Source organism: Streptomyces sp. TRM49041 (genome assembly GCF_008271805.1).
Lineage (GTDB): Bacteria > Actinomycetota > Actinomycetes > Streptomycetales > Streptomycetaceae > Streptomyces.
The window spans coordinates 60,651-75,415 of record NZ_VSRY01000086.1 but is presented as its reverse complement, the minus strand read 5'-3'; the positions used below and the strand labels follow the sequence as shown (position 1 = coordinate 75,415).

Genomic DNA, 14,765 nt, shown 5'->3' with positions numbered 1-14,765 from the left:
GTGTTTCCAACCTTACCAGATCCGTTTTCCGTTCCGTTTCCGGTTCGGATTTCGTTTCCGATGGCCGTTGGAGGGCCTTTCGCCTTTCGGCTTCCGCTACTTTAGCGGACTTCCCGGAGTGCTCATAACCGAGCCCCTGAAATGAATTCCGGCACGCCGGAAGCCACCCCAGTCTGGGGAAGATCGCTAGGTAGTGGGTTGGCCGCCCCCGGAGGTGCTGATACAGCGTGCCCCGGCTCTTGCGGCTCGGTCGACATTAGGCGGTTCGGTGCCCCGAGTCAAGTCCCTCGCCGACGAGGTGTGTGGGCCCGGTACGGGCTCACCGTCGGATCGCCGTCGATCCAGAAGCGCCAGGGGCGACCGGCCCCCTCACCGCCCACTCCGGTGCGGGGGCCGGTGCACACCTGATCAGGGCGTACCGGGGCGCCCGTGAGGATGGACAGCGGGGAGCCGGGGCCGTCGCACGCGTCGGTGCCGTCCAGCGTGCGGTCGACGTCCAGGGCCGTGGCGAGACGGGCCGGGCCCTTGGCCAGTTCCTTGTCGTACCGGGCCGAAACGCGTCGGTGACGGGCCGGCTCCTGGCCGACGTGGATCTCGCCGGCGCGCAGCAGGACACCGCTCGCCATCCCCTCGGGCCCGCACACCAGGTTCAGGCAGTGGCTGAGGAAACCGCCGCATCCGAGAGGCGCACCGCCCTCGCGGAGATGTTCGCTGTAGGAGACATCGACGCGTCGACCCTGCGGACGGGCATCGGCAGGTGTGACGTCGACCGTCGAAGCCTTCCGCGCAGGCAAGCGCGTCGACCCGGACACCTACTCGTCGGCGTACACGGAGGACCTGAAGCGGTTGCGGGGTGAGGGGAGGAGCAAGGGTCGAGTGCACGTCCTGACTCGACCGCTCTCCGATTACCTGCGCTTCGAGTTCTCCCGGTACTACGCACCGCACATGCTCGCCGGGGAGGACGTCCGCATCCTTGACGTGACCGAGCGGGAGAACCCGTTGCCGGATGTCGGGGACTTCTGGATGGCGACGGCCGAGATGTTCAGGCGTACCTGAAGTTCGCCGGGTACGAGGAGCACGCCCTCTTCGGCGAAGACCTTCGGGCTCGGCTCGCCGAGTGGTCCGCCGCTTGCCGTGTATGACTTCAGTCGACTTCGCGACTGAAGCGCCACCCCGTGCGCACCCCGGGGAATCATCCTTCGGCAAGCGAACAGTCGGGAGGTCGCACGGATGAGCACGCCCAAGACGACGATGGCAGTGCCGGTGAACCTGACCCTTCCGGGGGGAGACCCGGACCCCGTCACGGACTGTCGGCAGTGCCTCGGCGTCGCCGTCACCCGAGCCAACGCCCAACTCCGCGCCGACACACCGGCGGGCCGTGGGCAAGGCGCACAGCGGCTCAGGCCCCGGCGGACGGCTTGGCTCTCGGGCTCAGCCGGTACGCGGAGACCGTTGGATCACCGGCCAGGTAGAACCGGTGTTGCCAGTCATGGGCTTTACTCACGCCCACCCGAGGGCCAACCTGGATGAGCGCAGCGGGTACCGGCTCGCCCTCGGACAGCACGACCGAGGCGCCCGTCAGCAGGTCTGTGCCGTTGTGCTCTGCCTTGATGCCGAGTGCCTGGCAGAAGTTGCCCGGACCCCGAGCAAGGCGTGGGCTCTCGACCCTCCCCCCTCTCCGCTCGCGTGCCAGGTCTTCCCCCTCGATGACCCTCCCTGCCCGAATGAGGACAGCTGAGGCGATGCCTTCCGTCCCGGTGACGATGTTGGCGCACCAGTGAAGACCGTGGGACCGGTAGACATACAGGTGTCCTGCGGGTCCGAACATGACGGCGTTACGGGGTGTCTGTCCTCGGTAGGCATGGGAAGCCGGGTCAGCCGTACCGGAGTACGCCTCGGTCTCCGTGATGGCGATGCTCACGGTTCCCTCGGGGGTCTTGCAGGTGAGGACGCACCCGAGCAGCTTGGGGGCAACCTCTTCAGCAGGATGGGAGAGGAGGTCAACGTTCATGCCGACTGCCTTGACGTGTGGTGGGTGAAGTAGACGTACGCGTGACCGGGGCGTCCGAACATCACCGCGGTTCTCGCCGTGCGGCCCCGGAAGGCGTGGGAGCCTGGGTCGGCCTCGCCGGCATATGCCTCGACCTCGGTGAGGCGGAGCTCGATGAGGCAGTCGTCCGTCATCCGTACGAGGGTCCGGCCGAGCAGGTCCGGGGCGACCTCCAGTACGGGGCGGTCGAAGAAGCCCCGGGGCAGCGGCGTACGGTCGGGGCTCTCGATCATGTTGAACGAGCGTACTGGGGCGGCGCGCGGAACCGGCTACGGTCTTCCGCGCGTACGCATACGTGACTGAGGACCGACAAGGAGTGGACATGGGCTTCAAGAAGCTGCTCGCGAGCCTGGGTGCGGGCGGTGGCAACGTCGAGACGGTGCTGACCGAGGTGAATGTGGTGCCTGGCGGCGTCGTCCAGGGTGAGGTGCGGATCGAGGGCGGTTCGGTGGACCAGGAGATCCAGCGCCTGTCCATGGGCCTCCAGGCGCGGGTCGAGGTGGAGAGCGGCGACCAGGAGGTCAAGCAGGACATCGAGTTCGCGAAGGTGCAGCTCGGTGGCGCCTTCACGCTGCAGGCGGGTGCGGTGCACGTGCTGCCGTTCGGTCTGGAGATCCCGTGGGAGACGCCGGTGACCTCCATCGCGGGGCACCAGCTGCACGGGATGAACATCGGTGTGACGACCGAGCTGGCGATCGCCCGGGCCGTCGACTCGACGGACCTGGACCCGGTCAACGTGCATCCGCTGCCGGCGCAGCAGGCGATCCTCGACGCCTTCGTCCAGCTGGGCTTCCGCTTCAAGAACGCCGACATGGAGCGGGGGCACATCCGGGGTACGCGGCAGAAGCTGCCGTTCTACCAGGAGATCGAGTTCCTGCCGCCGCAGCAGTACCGGGGGCTGAACCAGGTGGAGCTGTCGTTCGTCGCCGACGAGCGCGAGATGGACGTCGTGCTGGAGATGGACAAGAAGGGCGGTCTGTTCACCGAGGGAAGCGACTCGTACCGCTCCTTCGTGGTCGGGCTGAACGACTTCCGGAACACCGACTGGGCCGCGTACCTGAACCAGTGGCTCGCCGATGTCGGCGGGCGCCGCAACTGGCTCTAGGCTCGGGAGAATCGAAAATTCAAAGGGAATCGGAGGTTCTGACGTGGCCGATGCGAAGAGGGCGCCGCTCCCCCATGACTTCCATCCGCCGGTGTCGTCGTTCACGGTGGTGAGCGACGACATCGAGCCGGGGGGTGTACTGGCGGACGCGCAGGTGCACGCGGCGGGCAACACGTCGCCGCAGCTGCGGTGGGAGGGCTTCCCCGCGGAGACGAAGAGCTTCGCCGTGACCTGCTTCGACCCCGACGCACCGACCGGCAGCGGCTTCTGGCACTGGGTGCTGTTCGACATCCCGGCGTCGGTGACGGAGCTGCCGGCGGGTGCGGGCGGCGGGAAGTTCGAGGGGCTGCCCGAGGGTGCGGTGCACGTCCGCAACGACTACGGCTCGAAGGACTTCGGAGGGGCCGCGCCCCCGGCCGGGGACGGGCCGCACCGGTATGTGTTCACGGTGTACGCGGTGGACTCGGAGAAGCTGGGGCCGGACGCGGAGGTGTCCCCGGCGGTGGTCGGCTTCAATCTGCGGTTCCACACACTGGCGCGTGCCCAGCTGATCGGTGAGTACGAGACACCCGCGGAGAGCTGAACGTTCGCCTTCCGTTTGCCCGCTTCTGGCCTGTACGAGGCCGGGGGCGGGCATTTTCTGCTCGCGGATATTGCGTTGTCCGTCCCGTGCCGCCCCGCCAGAGTTGATCCAGGCGCGTCAGGAGGCGGGCCGCACATGGAGGTGGGCAGAATGCGGAACACGCTGGTTCTCAACGCGAGCTTCGAGCCGCTGTCGACGGTTTCGTTGCACCGTGCGGTGGTGCTTGTGCTGCAGGACAAGGCTGTTGTCGAGCAGGCCCATCCGGCGCTCCGGGTGCGTGCGGCGGCGGTGGATCTTCCCGTACCGCGGGTGATCAGACTGTGCCGGTACGTACGGGTTCCGTTCCGAAGACACGCGCCGTGGTCGCGGCGGGGTGTGCTGGTGCGGGACCAGCACCGGTGTGCGTACTGCGGGCGGCGGGCGACGACGGTGGACCATGTGGTGCCGCGGTCGCACGGGGGTGCGGACAGCTGGCTGAACACGGTCGCGTCCTGCGCCGAGGACAATCACCGCAAAGCGGACCGTACGCCGGAGGAGGCGGGGATGCCGCTGCTGCACCAGCCGTTCGTACCGAGCCCGGCGGACGCGATGCTGCTGGCGCTGCGGTCCGGCGAGCGGTCGGAGCTTCCCGAGTGGCTGACGGACCGGCAGACCGCCGCGGCCTGAAGGTGATCGGTGGAGCCCGCCCCTACGTGTGCCGTCGGGGGGCGGGCTTCTCGTCATCCTGTGGTGAGTTGGAGGATGGCCGCCCCGCCGATGGCGACGATCAGGACGCGGAGGGCCTTGGCGGGGAGGCGGCGGCCGACCCGCGCGCCGAGCTGGCCGCCGATGGTGGAGCCGACGGCGATCAGGGCGACGGCCGTCCAGTCGAAGTGGGCGGCGAAGACGAAGAACAGCGCGGCGATGGAGTTGACGACGGCCGCGAGGACGTTCTTGGCCGCGTTGAGGCGCTGCAGGGAGTCGTTGAGCAGCATGCCCATGAGGGACAGGTAGACGATTCCCTGGGCGGCGGTGAAGTAGCCGCCGTAGACGCTGGCGAGGAGCAGGCCGACGAAGAGGAGGGGGCCGCCGTCGCGGGCGGTGTCGGTCCGGCCCGTACGGTCGCGGCGGCGTTGCACGGCCCGGGTGATGCGGGGCTGCAGTACGACGAGGACGAGGGCCAGCGCGACCAGGACGGGGACGATCGTCTCGAACGCGGTGGACGGCAGCAGCGTGAGGAGGACGGCGCCGCAGAGTCCGCCGACGGCCGCGGCGACGCCCAGGCGTACGACGCGGGCGCGCTGCCCGGCGAGTTCGGCGCGGTAGCCGATGGCTCCGCTGATGGAGCCGGGGATCAGGCCGAGGGCGTTGGAGACGGTGGCGGTGACCGGGGGCAGTCCGGTGGCGAGGAGGACGGGGAACGTGATGAGCGTTCCCGAGCCGACGATGGTGTTGATCGTGCCCGCGCCGACCCCGGCCGCGAACACGGCGAGCATCTCCCAGATCGTCACTGCGCCCCCGTACAGGATCGGTGATCGGTGAACCGATCATGCACGAGGGCCGTCGGGTCAGTCGACGCGGGGTTCCTCTCGACGCTGCTCCTTGCCGCCGGTGTTGAAGCCGGGGGTGCCGCCGCCGAGGTTGCCGAAGGCGCCGGAGAGGCCCTTGAGGGCGTCGCCGATCTCGCTGGGCACGATCCAGAGCTTGTTGGCGTCGCCTTCGGCGATCTTCGGGAGCATCTGGAGGTACTGGTAGGAGAGCAGCTTCTGGTCGGGGTCGCCGGCGTGGATGGACTCGAAGACCGTGCGGATGGCCTGGGCCTCGCCCTCGGCGCGGAGCGCGGCGGCCTTGGCCTCGCCCTCGGCGCGGAGGATGGCGGACTGCTTCTCGCCTTCGGCCGTGAGGATCTGGGACTGGCGGATGCCTTCGGCGGTGAGGATGGCGGCGCGCTTGTCACGGTCGGCGCGCATCTGCTTCTCCATCGAGTCCTGGATGGAGGTCGGCGGCTCGATCGCCTTGAGCTCGACGCGGTTGACGCGGATGCCCCACTTGCCGGTGGCTTCGTCGAGGACGCCGCGCAGGGCCGCGTTGATCTCCTCACGGGACGTGAGGGTCCGCTCCAGGTCCATGCCGCCGATGATGTTGCGGAGGGTGGTGACGGTGAGCTGCTCGATGGCCTGGATGTAGCTGGCGACCTCGTAGGTGGCGGCGCGGGCGTCGGTCACCTGGTAGTAGATGACCGTGTCGATGTTGACGACGAGGTTGTCCTGCGTGATGACCGGCTGGGGCGGGAAGGGGACGACCTGTTCACGGAGGTCGATGCGGTTGCGGATCGTGTCGATGAACGGCACGACGATGTTGAGGCCCGCGTTGAGGGTGCGCGTGTAGCGGCCGAAGCGCTCCACGATGGCGGCACTGGCCTGTGGGATGACCTGGATCGTCTTGATCAGGGCGATGAAGACAAGCACCACCAGAATGACCAGAACGATGATGACTGATGGCATCGTGCTCCCCGTGCCCTTCGCTGCCGTTGATGTCGATGATCGATTTTCCCAGACGGCGGGTGGTCATGCGGGCCGTTCGGTCAGTTGACCGCTTATGTCATATGGCGATACGTCACATGACGAGGGCGGTGGCCCCGTCGATCTCGACCACGTCGACCTGTTGCCCCGGTTCGAAGGTCTGGTCGGCGGCGTAGGAGCGGGCGGACCAGACCTCGCCGGCGAGCTTGATCCGTCCGCCGCTGCCGTCGACCCGCTTCAGGACGGTCGCTTGTCGGCCCTTCAAGGCGTCGACTCCCGTGGCGTGTTGGGCCTGCCCCGCGAGGTGCCGGGCCGCGATGGGCCGTACGAAGACGAGGAGCGCGACCGAGACGACGACGAAGACGACCACTTGGGGCACCACGCCGAAGCCGAGACCCGCGGTGACGGCTCCGGCGACCGCCCCGACGGAGAACATTCCCAATTCGGGCATCGCGGTGAGCACGAGCGGGATGCCCAGCCCCACCGCGCCGATCAGCCACCAGACCCATGCGTCGATTTCCACAACGTCATGGTAGGACCGTGTGCTCTTCGGGGACAGGGTGCAACGGCCCCATGGGGGCGGGCCCTTCGGCCTCGTCAGGAGAGCGGCAGGCCCTGGGCGGTGTAGCGGTCGCCGACGTTCTCGACGACGAGGGGGAGGCCGAAGCAGTGGGAGAGGTTGCGGGAGGTCAGCTCGGTCTCGACGGGGCCCGCGGCGAGCACCTTGCCCTGACGGATCATCAGGACGTGGGTGAAGCCCGGTGGGATCTCCTCGACATGGTGGGTGACCATGATCATGGAGGGCGCGTAGGGGTCGCGGGCGAGGCGGCCGAGCCGGCGGACGAGGTCCTCGCGGCCGCCGAGGTCGAGACCGGCGGCGGGTTCGTCGAGCAGGAGCAGCTCGGGGTCGGTCATCAGGGCGCGGGCGATGAGGGTGCGCTTGCGCTCGCCCTCGGAGAGGGTGCCGAACCTGCGTTCCAGGAAGTCGGACATGCCGAGGCGGTCGAGGAAGGCGCGGGCGCGGTCCTCGTCGACGGCGTCGTAGTCCTCCTGCCAGGTTGCGGTCATGCCGTACGCGGCGGTGAGCACGGTCTCGAGGACGGTCTGGCGCTTGGGGAGCTTCTCGGCCATGGCGATGCCGGCCATGCTCACACGGGGGCGCAGATCGAAGACGTCGACCTTGCCGAGCTGCTCGCCGAGGATGCTCGCGCTGCCGCGGGTGGGGAAGAGGTAGGTGGAGGCGAGATTCAGGAGGGTGGTCTTGCCCGCGCCGTTGGGGCCGAGGATGACCCAGCGCTCGCCCTCCTTGACCGACCAGGAGACCTCGTCCACCAGAGCACGTCCGTCGCGGACCACGGATACGTCCACCAGCTCCAGTACATCGCTCATGAGCGCGTTGTCTCCCCTTGCGGTCGAGTCTTCGTCGTTGTCGCCTGCGTAGCCTGCGTGGCCTGCGTCGCCTGCGCTGATCGCCACGGTTGCGGCGGGCGCAAGTTCCCAGGGAAAACCTACGCCACTGGTGGAGGGGCCAGTACCTAGGGTGGGGGCATGCTTTCGGAACCACGTTCAGGACGGATGGCCGCATGGGGGAACGCCCTGCTGGCCGGGTTGGTGTCGCCGGACGACGCGGTGACCGCGATCGTCGGTGACGACGCGGTGCACCGCGTGGAGGGGCTGCCGGGCGAGCCGGGGCCGGTCGGGCTGACGCTGGCGCTGGGGCGGCTGCGGTCGCTGGGGATCACGGGGTGGCGGGTGGCGCTGCCCGCGCCCGGGCATCCGCTGGGGCTCAGCGGTCCGCCGGACTTCAACGCGCGGGCGCTGGAGGCGGAGGAGGCCGTCGTCGGGTACGGGGCGGGGTTCGGGCTGGTACCGGAGGTGACCGCGGTGGGCCCCGCGGGGGATCTGCATGTGGAGGTGGTGTGGCACTGCCTGCCGGTGCGGGAGGCGCCGCCCGCGGACGTGCCGTCGCTGGGTGAGGCGGAGCGGGAGCTGGCGGAGGCGCTGCGGGACGCCACGGTGGTGCTGACGCGGTTGAACGTGGCCGGGTCCGGGCAGGTGGCGGAGGCGGCGCTGGACGCGTACCGGGCGCGGGCGCACGCGGGGCGTGAGGTGCTGGCGCCGGGGTATCCGCCGCGCGCGGTGCGGGTGCTGGAGCTGGCGCAGCGGGTGGCGCTGCTGATCTCGTTGGCGTACGAGAAGGGGCACGGCGGCGCGGTGAGCGCGTCGGAGATGGCGGCGCGGGCGGCGGCGCTGCGGCCGGTGGAGCGGGTGGCGCGGCGGGCGCAGGTGGCGGCGTTCAACGCGTATGTGGAGGAGAAGGAGCGGGGCCGGGCCTGAGTGACGGCCTTCGCCGCGCGGGGGTGGGAACGGGGCGGCCCCCCAGGTGGAGCCTGGGGGGCCGGGGAGGTCATGCTCTCGGCCGTCAGTGGTTGACGGAGGTGTTCCCGTAGGCCGGGTTCAGGGCGCCGATGACGTTCACGGTGTTGCCGTTGACGTTCACCGGGACATCCACGGGGGCCTGGATCAGGTTGCCGGAGCCCACGCCCGGGGACTTGACCGCGACACCGTCGGCGTGCGCGCCGCCGGTGGCGGACGCGGCACCCGCGGCGGCGGCGACGAGCCCTCCGGCGACCATGGTGACAGCAGCGGCCTTCTTCAGGTTCTTCACTGGAAATTTCCTCCTAGCCATCGCTGCGGCCATCACCGCAGCACGCCATGGAGAACGGCCGGGCGCCCGACAGGTTGCGCCGGACGGGTGATATACACCCGACGGTATGAATCTTTGATGGGAGGACAACCTTCTCGTCTGTTGTCGGTCGGCTGTTGTCGGTCCGCCTGGGCTTCAGCCGGTCAGGCCGTGGCGGACGGCCCACAGGGCGGCCTGGGTGCGGTCGGCGAGGTCCAGTTTCATGAGGATGTTCGAGACATGCGTCTTGACCGTCTTCTCGGAGAGGACGAGGGCGCGGGCGATCTCCCGGTTGGAGCGGCCGTCGGCGATCAGGCCGAGGACCTCGCGCTCCCGTTCCGTGAGGGTGCCGCTGCGGCCGCCGGCGCCGCCGTTGGACTCCTCCTGGCTGAGGAGCGCCCCGGCCACCTCCGGCTGGAGCAGGACGTGGCCCGCGTGTACGGAACGGATGGCGCCGGCGAGGGCGTCCGGGTCGATGTCCTTGTAGACGTACCCGGCGGCGCCCGCGCGCAGGGCCGGGACGACCGTGCGCTGCTCGGTGAAGCTGGTGACGACCAGGACCTTGGCGGGGTTGTCCAGCTCCCGCAGTTTGCGGAGGGCCTCGATGCCGTCGGTGCCGGGCATCTTCACGTCCATGAGGACGACGTCGGGACGGAGCTCCTCGGTCCGGGCGACGCCCTCGGCGCCGTCGGCGGCCTCGCCGACGACCTCGATGTCGTCCTGGACCTCCAGGAACGTACGCAGGCCGCGGCGGACGACCTGGTGGTCGTCGACGAGCAGGACCCGGATACGGATGCTTCTGTCAGCCACCGGGGACCTCCATCTCGATCGTGGCGCCCTCGCCGGGCGCCGAGTGCACGGTGAGGCGGCCGCCGACGCCGCTGGTCCGGTCGCGCATGGAGACCAGACCGAGGTGGCGGCCGGCCCGGCGGACGGCGCGCGGGTCGAACCCCTTGCCGTCGTCGGTGACGGTGAGCCGCGCGCCCTGGCCGCACCGGACCAGCCGGACGGTGACCGCGTCGGCGGCGGAGTGGCGCAGGGCGTTGTGCAGGGCCTCCTGGGCGACGCGCAGCATCGCCTCCTCCTGGGCGGCGGGCAGGGCCCGTATGCCGCCGCCGTCGAAGGTGACCCGCGCGGTGTGCGCCCGGTCGAGGACCTGGACGTGCGTACGGAGCGTGTGGACCAGGCCGTCCTCGTCGAGGGCGGCCGGGCGGAGCTCGACGACGGCGGCGCGCAGCTCGTCGGCGGCCTCGGCGGCGAGGGCGGCGACCTGCTGGAGCTCGCCCTTGGCGCGGACGGGGTCGCGGTCGACGAGGGCGGCGGCCGCCTGTGCGGTGAGCCGCAGCGAGAAGAGCTTCTGGCTGACGGCGTCGTGCAGCTCGTGGGCGAGCCGGGAGCGCTCCTCGGCGATGGTGAGTTCGCGGCTGCGCTCGTACAGCCGGGCGTTGGTGAGGGCGATCGCGGCGTGCTGGGCGAGGATGCCGAGCAGTTCCTCGTCCTGGGCGGTGAAGCCGCAGCCGCCGCCGGGTGCGGGGCAGCGCTTGTTGGCCAGGAAGAGCGCAGCGATCGTCTCGCCGCCGTCGCGGACGGGCAGGCCCAGGAAGTCGGACATGTCGGGGTGGGTGGCGGGCCAGCCCTCGAAGCGGGGGTCCTCGCGGACATCGGCGAGGCGCTCCGGCTTCTCGTTGTGGAGCATCGCCGCGAGGATGCCGTGCTGGCGGGGCAGCGGGCCGATGGCCTTCCACTGCTCGTCGCTGATCCCGTCGACGACGAACTGGGCGAAGCCGCCGTGGTCGTCCGGGACGCCGAGGGCGGCGTACTCGGCGTCGAGCAGATCGCGGGCGGACGCCACGATCGTCTTGAGGACGTCGCGGACCTCCAGCTGCCTGCTCATCTCCAGCAGGGCCGTGCTCACCGCGGCGAGGCCGGAGCGTGGTCGATCGGTCATGCGTTCACGTTACCCACGGAGGGTGACAGTCCGTATCCGCCTGTGGACGGCGGCGCGCGGGTCGGAGGACCTAGGCCCTCCGACCCGCCGGAAAGCGCCCTCACACTGCGCATTGCCGACGCAACTCCTGGTGAGGCCACCACTCGTCCTGTGTGAGCCCGCACATAGGAGCCAGATCACTTACGAACGTCCGTAGTGGCGCGGACGGGGATCCGATCAATGCTGGTCGAGCGAGTGTGTAGGCCGCCGGGACGCCTCCCGCGGGAGCTCCTGATCCACTACCCGGGGTCGTAGGTCACACCTTTGCCACACGATTTTGCTGCCGCTAAGAATTGCAGCCGTCGCCCGCCGAGCAGGCGCAGCGCCGCCCCGGCGTGCGACTCCCGCTATTCGAAGAGGTACGACTGTATGTCCCCGTCCAGCACGTCTGGTCTCAGCCGTCTCAAGAAGAACCACAAGCTCTCCCTCGCGGGTGTGGCCGCCATCAGCGCCGCCGCCCTCGGCTTCACCCTCGTCCCGGCCAGCGGGTCGGCCGAGGCCGAGGTCAAGGAGGTGGCCGCCGCCCCGGCCGCCGCCTGGAGCGGCTATACGACCGCGGAACTGCAGGCCGGCATCGCCGGGCAGAAGACTTCGTTCGAGCTGCAGGCCGAGGCCAAGGCGGAGGCGGCGGCCAAGGCGAAGGCCGCCGCTGCCGCCAAGGCGAAGGCCGCCGCTGCCGCCAAGGCCAAGGCCGAGGCCGCCGCCAAGGCCAAGGCCGCCGCTGCCGCCAAGGCCGAGGCCGCCGCCAAGGCCAAGGCCGCCGCTGCCGCCAAGGCCAAGGCCGAGGCCGAGGCGAAGAAGCGCGCCGCCGCCAAGGCCGCCGCGAGCCGTGCCGCCGCCCGCAAGCCGGTGTACGCGAACAACCTCGACGGCTGGATCCGCGAGGCGCTCGACATCATGAAGAAGCACAACATCCCGGGTACCTACGAGGGCATCCACCGCAACATCATGCGGGAGTCCAGCGGTAACCCGAACGCGATCAACAACTGGGACATCAACGCCAAGAACGGCGTCCCGTCGATCGGTCTGCTCCAGGTCATCAAGCCGACGTTCGACGCCTACCACGTCCCCGGCACCAAGAAGAGCCAGTGGGACCCGGTCGCCAACATCGTCGCCGCCTGCAACTACGCGGCCGACCGTTACGGCTCCATGGACAACGTCAACAGCGCGTACTGATCCGCGTAGACGCCGGAAGGGCGGCACCCCGTGCGGGGTGCCGCCCTTCACGCGCGCGTGGCGCCGGTCACTTGCGCATGACCTCCGGCTCGTGGCGGCGCAGCAGCCGCGCCACGAGGATGCCCAGGACGAGCGCCATGGCCAGCAGCACCGAGATGTTGATCCCCCACTGGCCGGCGCTGTGCTCCCACAGCGGGTCCAGGTCGGTGGGGTTCTCGCGGTCCCACGGCGGCATCAGGCGCGCCAGGTCGAGGGTCGTGCCCGCGCCGGCGATGGCCCAGCGGGACGGCATGAGCCAGGCGAACTGCTCCAGGCCCGGCGAGCCGTACACCTTGAACAGGATGCCGGTGAACACGACCTGGACGATGGCGAACATGACCAGCAGCGGCATGGTCTTCTCGGCGGTCTTCACCAGCGACGAGATGACCAGGCCGACCATCATCGACGTGAGGCCGAGCGCGATGACGACGACGCACAGCTCGACGGCCGGCGGCATGAGCAGGCCCTCGGCGGGCAGGTCGCGCGGGATGAAGCCGATGGCGCAGATGATGATGCCCTGGAAGGCCGTGATCACACCGAGGACGATCACCTTGGACATCAGGTACGCCGAGCGGGACAGGCCGGTGGCCCGTTCCCGTTCGTAGATGACCCGTTCCTTGATCAGCTCTCGTACGGAGTTGGCGGCGCCCGAGAAGCACATGCCGACCGCGAGGATCAGCATGATCGTGCCGGCGTCGCCGTTGAACCGGGACGGCGGCGTGGGCGGTGCCAGGCCGAAGTCGGCGGGGATGACGACGGAGACCGCGCCGAGGACCGCCGGGAGGATCACCATCAGGCCCAGGAAGCCCTTGTCGGAGGCGATCACCGAGACGTAGCGGCGGATCAGGGTCCACAGCTGGGCGCCCCAGCTCTGCGGCTTGGGTGGCTTGGCGGCGGACTGCGCCGGCATCTGGACCGGCTGCGCGGCGACGGCGTCGATGTCCGCCGCGTACAGCTGGTAGTGCTGGGAGCCCTTCCAGCGGCCGGCCCAGTCGTAGTCGCGGTAGTTCTCGAAAGCCGAGAAGACGTCCGCCCACGTCTCGTACCCGAAGAAGTTCAGTGCCTCCTCCGGCGGACCGAAGTAGGCCACGGAGCCGCCGGGGGCCATCACGAGCAGCTTGTCGCAGAGGCCGAGCTCCGCCACGGAGTGGGTGACGACGAGGACCGTGCGGCCGTCGTCGGCGAGGCCGCGCAGCAGCTGCATCACATCGCGGTCCATGCCCGGGTCGAGGCCGGATGTCGGCTCGTCCAGGAAGATCAGGGACGGCTTGGTCAGCAGCTCCAGGGCGACGGAGACACGCTTGCGCTGGCCACCGGAGAGGGAGGTGACCTTCTTCTCCTTGTGGATGTCGAGCTTGAGCTCGCGCAGCACCTCGTCGATGCGGGCCTCGCGCTCGGCCTCGGCGGTGTCGCCGGGGAAGCGGAGCTTGGCCGCGTACTTGAGGGCCTTCTTGACGGTCAGCTCCTTGTGCAGGATGTCGTCCTGCGGGACCAGACCGATGCGCTGGCGCAGCTCGGCGAACTGCTTGTACAGGCTGCGGTTGTCGTAGAGCACGTCACCCTGGTCGGCCGGGCGGTAGCCGGTGAGCGCCTTGAGCAGCGTCGACTTCCCGGAGCCGGACGGGCCGATGACACCGATCAGCGACTTCTCCGGGACGCCGAAGGAGACGTCCTTGAGGATCTGCTTGCCGCCGTCGACGGTGACGGTGAGGTGGCGGGCCGAGAAGGAGACGTCACCGGTGTCGACGAACTCCTCGAGCCGGTCGCCGACGATACGGAACGTCGAGTGACCGACGCCGACGATGTCGTTGGGGCCGATGAGGACGGTGCCCGACTTGGCGATCGGCTGGCCGTTGACGTACGTGCCGTTGTGCGCGCCGAGGTCGCGCAGTTCGAAGCGGCCGTCGGGGTGGGCGGTGAACTCGGCGTGGTTGCGCGAGACCTGGAGGTCGGAGACGACCAGGTCGTTCTCCAGCGCACGGCCGATCCGCATGACGCGGCCCAGCGCGAGTTGGTGGAACGTCGTGGGGCTGCGGTCCCCGTACGCGGGTGACGCGGCCTCCTGACGGGCCGCCGCGCCGCCGCCCTGCTGGTGCGGGATCTGCTGCTCGGGCGGCTTCTGCCAGCCGCCGCCCTGGTGCTGCGGCTGCTGCGGCTGCTGGTGCTGCGGTTGCTGCTGGTGCGGGGCGGGCGCCTGGTGCTGGCCGGGCCATGCCTGCAGCTGGGCCTGCGAGGCCTGGGCGTTGTACGCACCGGCTGCCGCCGCCGGCGCGGCTCCGGCGGGCGCGCCCGCGGTGGCACCGGCGAAACTCAGCCGCGGGCCGTCGGTGGCGTTGCCGAGGTGCACGGTGGCACCCGGTCCGATTTCCATCTGGTGGATCCGCTGACCCTGCACATAGGTGCCGTTGGTGGATCCGTGGTCCTCGATGACCCAACTCCGGCCACCCCAGCTGATGGTGGCGTGCCGCCACGAGACCCTGGCGTCGTCGATCACCACGTCACCCTGCGGGTCCCGCCCGAGGGTGTACGACCTGGACGGATCGAGGGTCCAGGTCCTTCCGTTCAGTTCCAGTACGAGTTCCGGCACTCCATGCCCCACGTAGTTGTCCCCCGAGGTACCCCCGTCGCTGGGAGTCTA

At 69.8% G+C, this 14,765-nt stretch carries 14 protein-coding genes and 3 pseudogenes; 6 read left to right on the top strand and 11 right to left on the bottom strand.

Features of this window, described 5'->3' with window-relative positions; translation table 11 throughout:
- Window positions 1–278 precede the first annotated feature (278 nt).
- Window positions 279–659: pseudogene (locus FVS66_RS06965) on the bottom strand (DNA-3-methyladenine glycosylase); the annotation flags it as partial.
- A 118-nt stretch (window positions 660–777) separates the two neighbouring features.
- Here FVS66_RS06965 and FVS66_RS34840 point away from each other — a divergent pair.
- Window positions 778–1,026, top strand: a pseudogene (locus FVS66_RS34840) (DUF6879 family protein); the annotation flags it as partial.
- 373 nt (window positions 1,027–1,399) lie between these two features.
- Here the strand turns inward: FVS66_RS34840 and FVS66_RS06955 are convergent.
- Together FVS66_RS06955 and FVS66_RS06950 are read right to left on the bottom strand one after the other, a co-directional pair.
- Entirely contained in the window at window positions 1,400–2,011 is a 612-nt protein-coding gene (locus FVS66_RS06955) for a DNA-3-methyladenine glycosylase (RefSeq protein ID WP_149180113.1), read from the bottom strand.
- 23 nt (window positions 2,012–2,034) lie between these two features.
- A pseudogene (locus tag FVS66_RS06950) lies at window positions 2,035–2,283 on the bottom strand (DNA-3-methyladenine glycosylase); the annotation flags it as partial.
- An 89-nt stretch (window positions 2,284–2,372) separates the two neighbouring features.
- On the opposite strand from FVS66_RS06950, the gene FVS66_RS06945 reads away from it, so the two are divergent.
- From FVS66_RS06945 to FVS66_RS06935, 3 genes are all read left to right on the top strand, one after another.
- A complete protein-coding gene (locus FVS66_RS06945) occupies window positions 2,373–3,155 on the top strand; it encodes a sporulation protein (protein WP_149180112.1) in 783 nt (260 codons plus the stop codon).
- Between the two features lie 43 nt (window positions 3,156–3,198).
- The gene (locus FVS66_RS06940) at window positions 3,199–3,738 is read left to right on the top strand and encodes a YbhB/YbcL family Raf kinase inhibitor-like protein (RefSeq protein WP_149180111.1); all 540 of its coding nucleotides are present in this window, start codon (window positions 3,199–3,201) and stop codon (window positions 3,736–3,738) included.
- Window positions 3,739–3,888: 150 nt separating this feature from the next.
- Entirely contained in the window at window positions 3,889–4,404 is a 516-nt protein-coding gene (locus FVS66_RS06935; protein ID WP_149180110.1) for an HNH endonuclease, read from the top strand.
- 53 nt (window positions 4,405–4,457) lie between these two features.
- On the opposite strand, the gene FVS66_RS06930 is transcribed toward FVS66_RS06935, so the two are convergent.
- The 4 genes from FVS66_RS06930 to FVS66_RS06915 all read right to left on the bottom strand — a co-directional run bounded on the left by FVS66_RS06930 (window position 4,458) and on the right by FVS66_RS06915 (window position 7,628).
- A complete protein-coding gene (locus FVS66_RS06930) occupies window positions 4,458–5,228 on the bottom strand; it encodes a sulfite exporter TauE/SafE family protein (RefSeq protein WP_149180109.1) in 771 nt (256 codons plus the stop codon).
- 57 nt (window positions 5,229–5,285) lie between these two features.
- Window positions 5,286–6,221 carry an SPFH domain-containing protein gene (locus FVS66_RS06925; RefSeq protein ID WP_149180108.1) on the bottom strand — a complete coding sequence of 312 codons (936 nt, stop codon included), beginning with the start codon at window positions 6,219–6,221 and terminating at the stop codon, window positions 5,286–5,288.
- Window positions 6,222–6,333: 112 nt separating this feature from the next.
- Window positions 6,334–6,762, bottom strand: a complete 429-nt coding sequence (locus tag FVS66_RS06920; protein WP_149180107.1) for an NfeD family protein — start codon at window positions 6,760–6,762, stop codon at window positions 6,334–6,336.
- 74 nt (window positions 6,763–6,836) lie between these two features.
- Window positions 6,837–7,628 (bottom strand): ABC transporter ATP-binding protein, encoded by a 792-nt coding sequence (locus FVS66_RS06915; RefSeq protein WP_149180106.1) that lies wholly within the window; start codon window positions 7,626–7,628, stop codon window positions 6,837–6,839.
- Between the two features lie 159 nt (window positions 7,629–7,787).
- On the opposite strand from FVS66_RS06915, the gene FVS66_RS06910 reads away from it, so the two are divergent.
- Entirely contained in the window at window positions 7,788–8,576 is a 789-nt protein-coding gene (locus tag FVS66_RS06910; protein WP_149180105.1) for a hypothetical protein, read from the top strand.
- An 85-nt stretch (window positions 8,577–8,661) separates the two neighbouring features.
- Here the strand turns inward: FVS66_RS06910 and FVS66_RS06905 are convergent, their stop codons facing one another.
- From FVS66_RS06905 to FVS66_RS06895, 3 genes are all read right to left on the bottom strand, one after another.
- Window positions 8,662–8,907 (bottom strand): chaplin, encoded by a 246-nt coding sequence (locus FVS66_RS06905; RefSeq protein ID WP_149180104.1) that lies wholly within the window; start codon window positions 8,905–8,907, stop codon window positions 8,662–8,664.
- Between the two features lie 174 nt (window positions 8,908–9,081).
- The gene (locus FVS66_RS06900; protein WP_187645415.1) at window positions 9,082–9,735 is read right to left on the bottom strand and encodes a response regulator transcription factor; all 654 of its coding nucleotides are present in this window, start codon (window positions 9,733–9,735) and stop codon (window positions 9,082–9,084) included.
- On the bottom strand, window positions 9,728–10,873 hold the full coding sequence (locus FVS66_RS06895) for a GAF domain-containing sensor histidine kinase (protein WP_149180103.1): 1,146 nt from the start codon (window positions 10,871–10,873) through the stop codon (window positions 9,728–9,730). Before FVS66_RS06895 ends, FVS66_RS06900 begins: the two co-directional genes overlap by 8 nt.
- 408 nt (window positions 10,874–11,281) lie before the next feature.
- Here FVS66_RS06895 and FVS66_RS06890 point away from each other — a divergent pair, with 408 nt between their 5' ends.
- Window positions 11,282–12,088 (top strand): transglycosylase SLT domain-containing protein, encoded by an 807-nt coding sequence (locus tag FVS66_RS06890; RefSeq protein ID WP_149180102.1) that lies wholly within the window; start codon window positions 11,282–11,284, stop codon window positions 12,086–12,088.
- Window positions 12,089–12,155: 67 nt separating this feature from the next.
- Here FVS66_RS06890 and FVS66_RS06885 read toward each other — a convergent pair whose 3' ends face one another.
- Entirely contained in the window at window positions 12,156–14,714 is a 2,559-nt protein-coding gene (locus FVS66_RS06885; protein WP_149180101.1) for an FHA domain-containing protein, read from the bottom strand.
- Window positions 14,715–14,765: the final 51 nt, after the last annotated feature.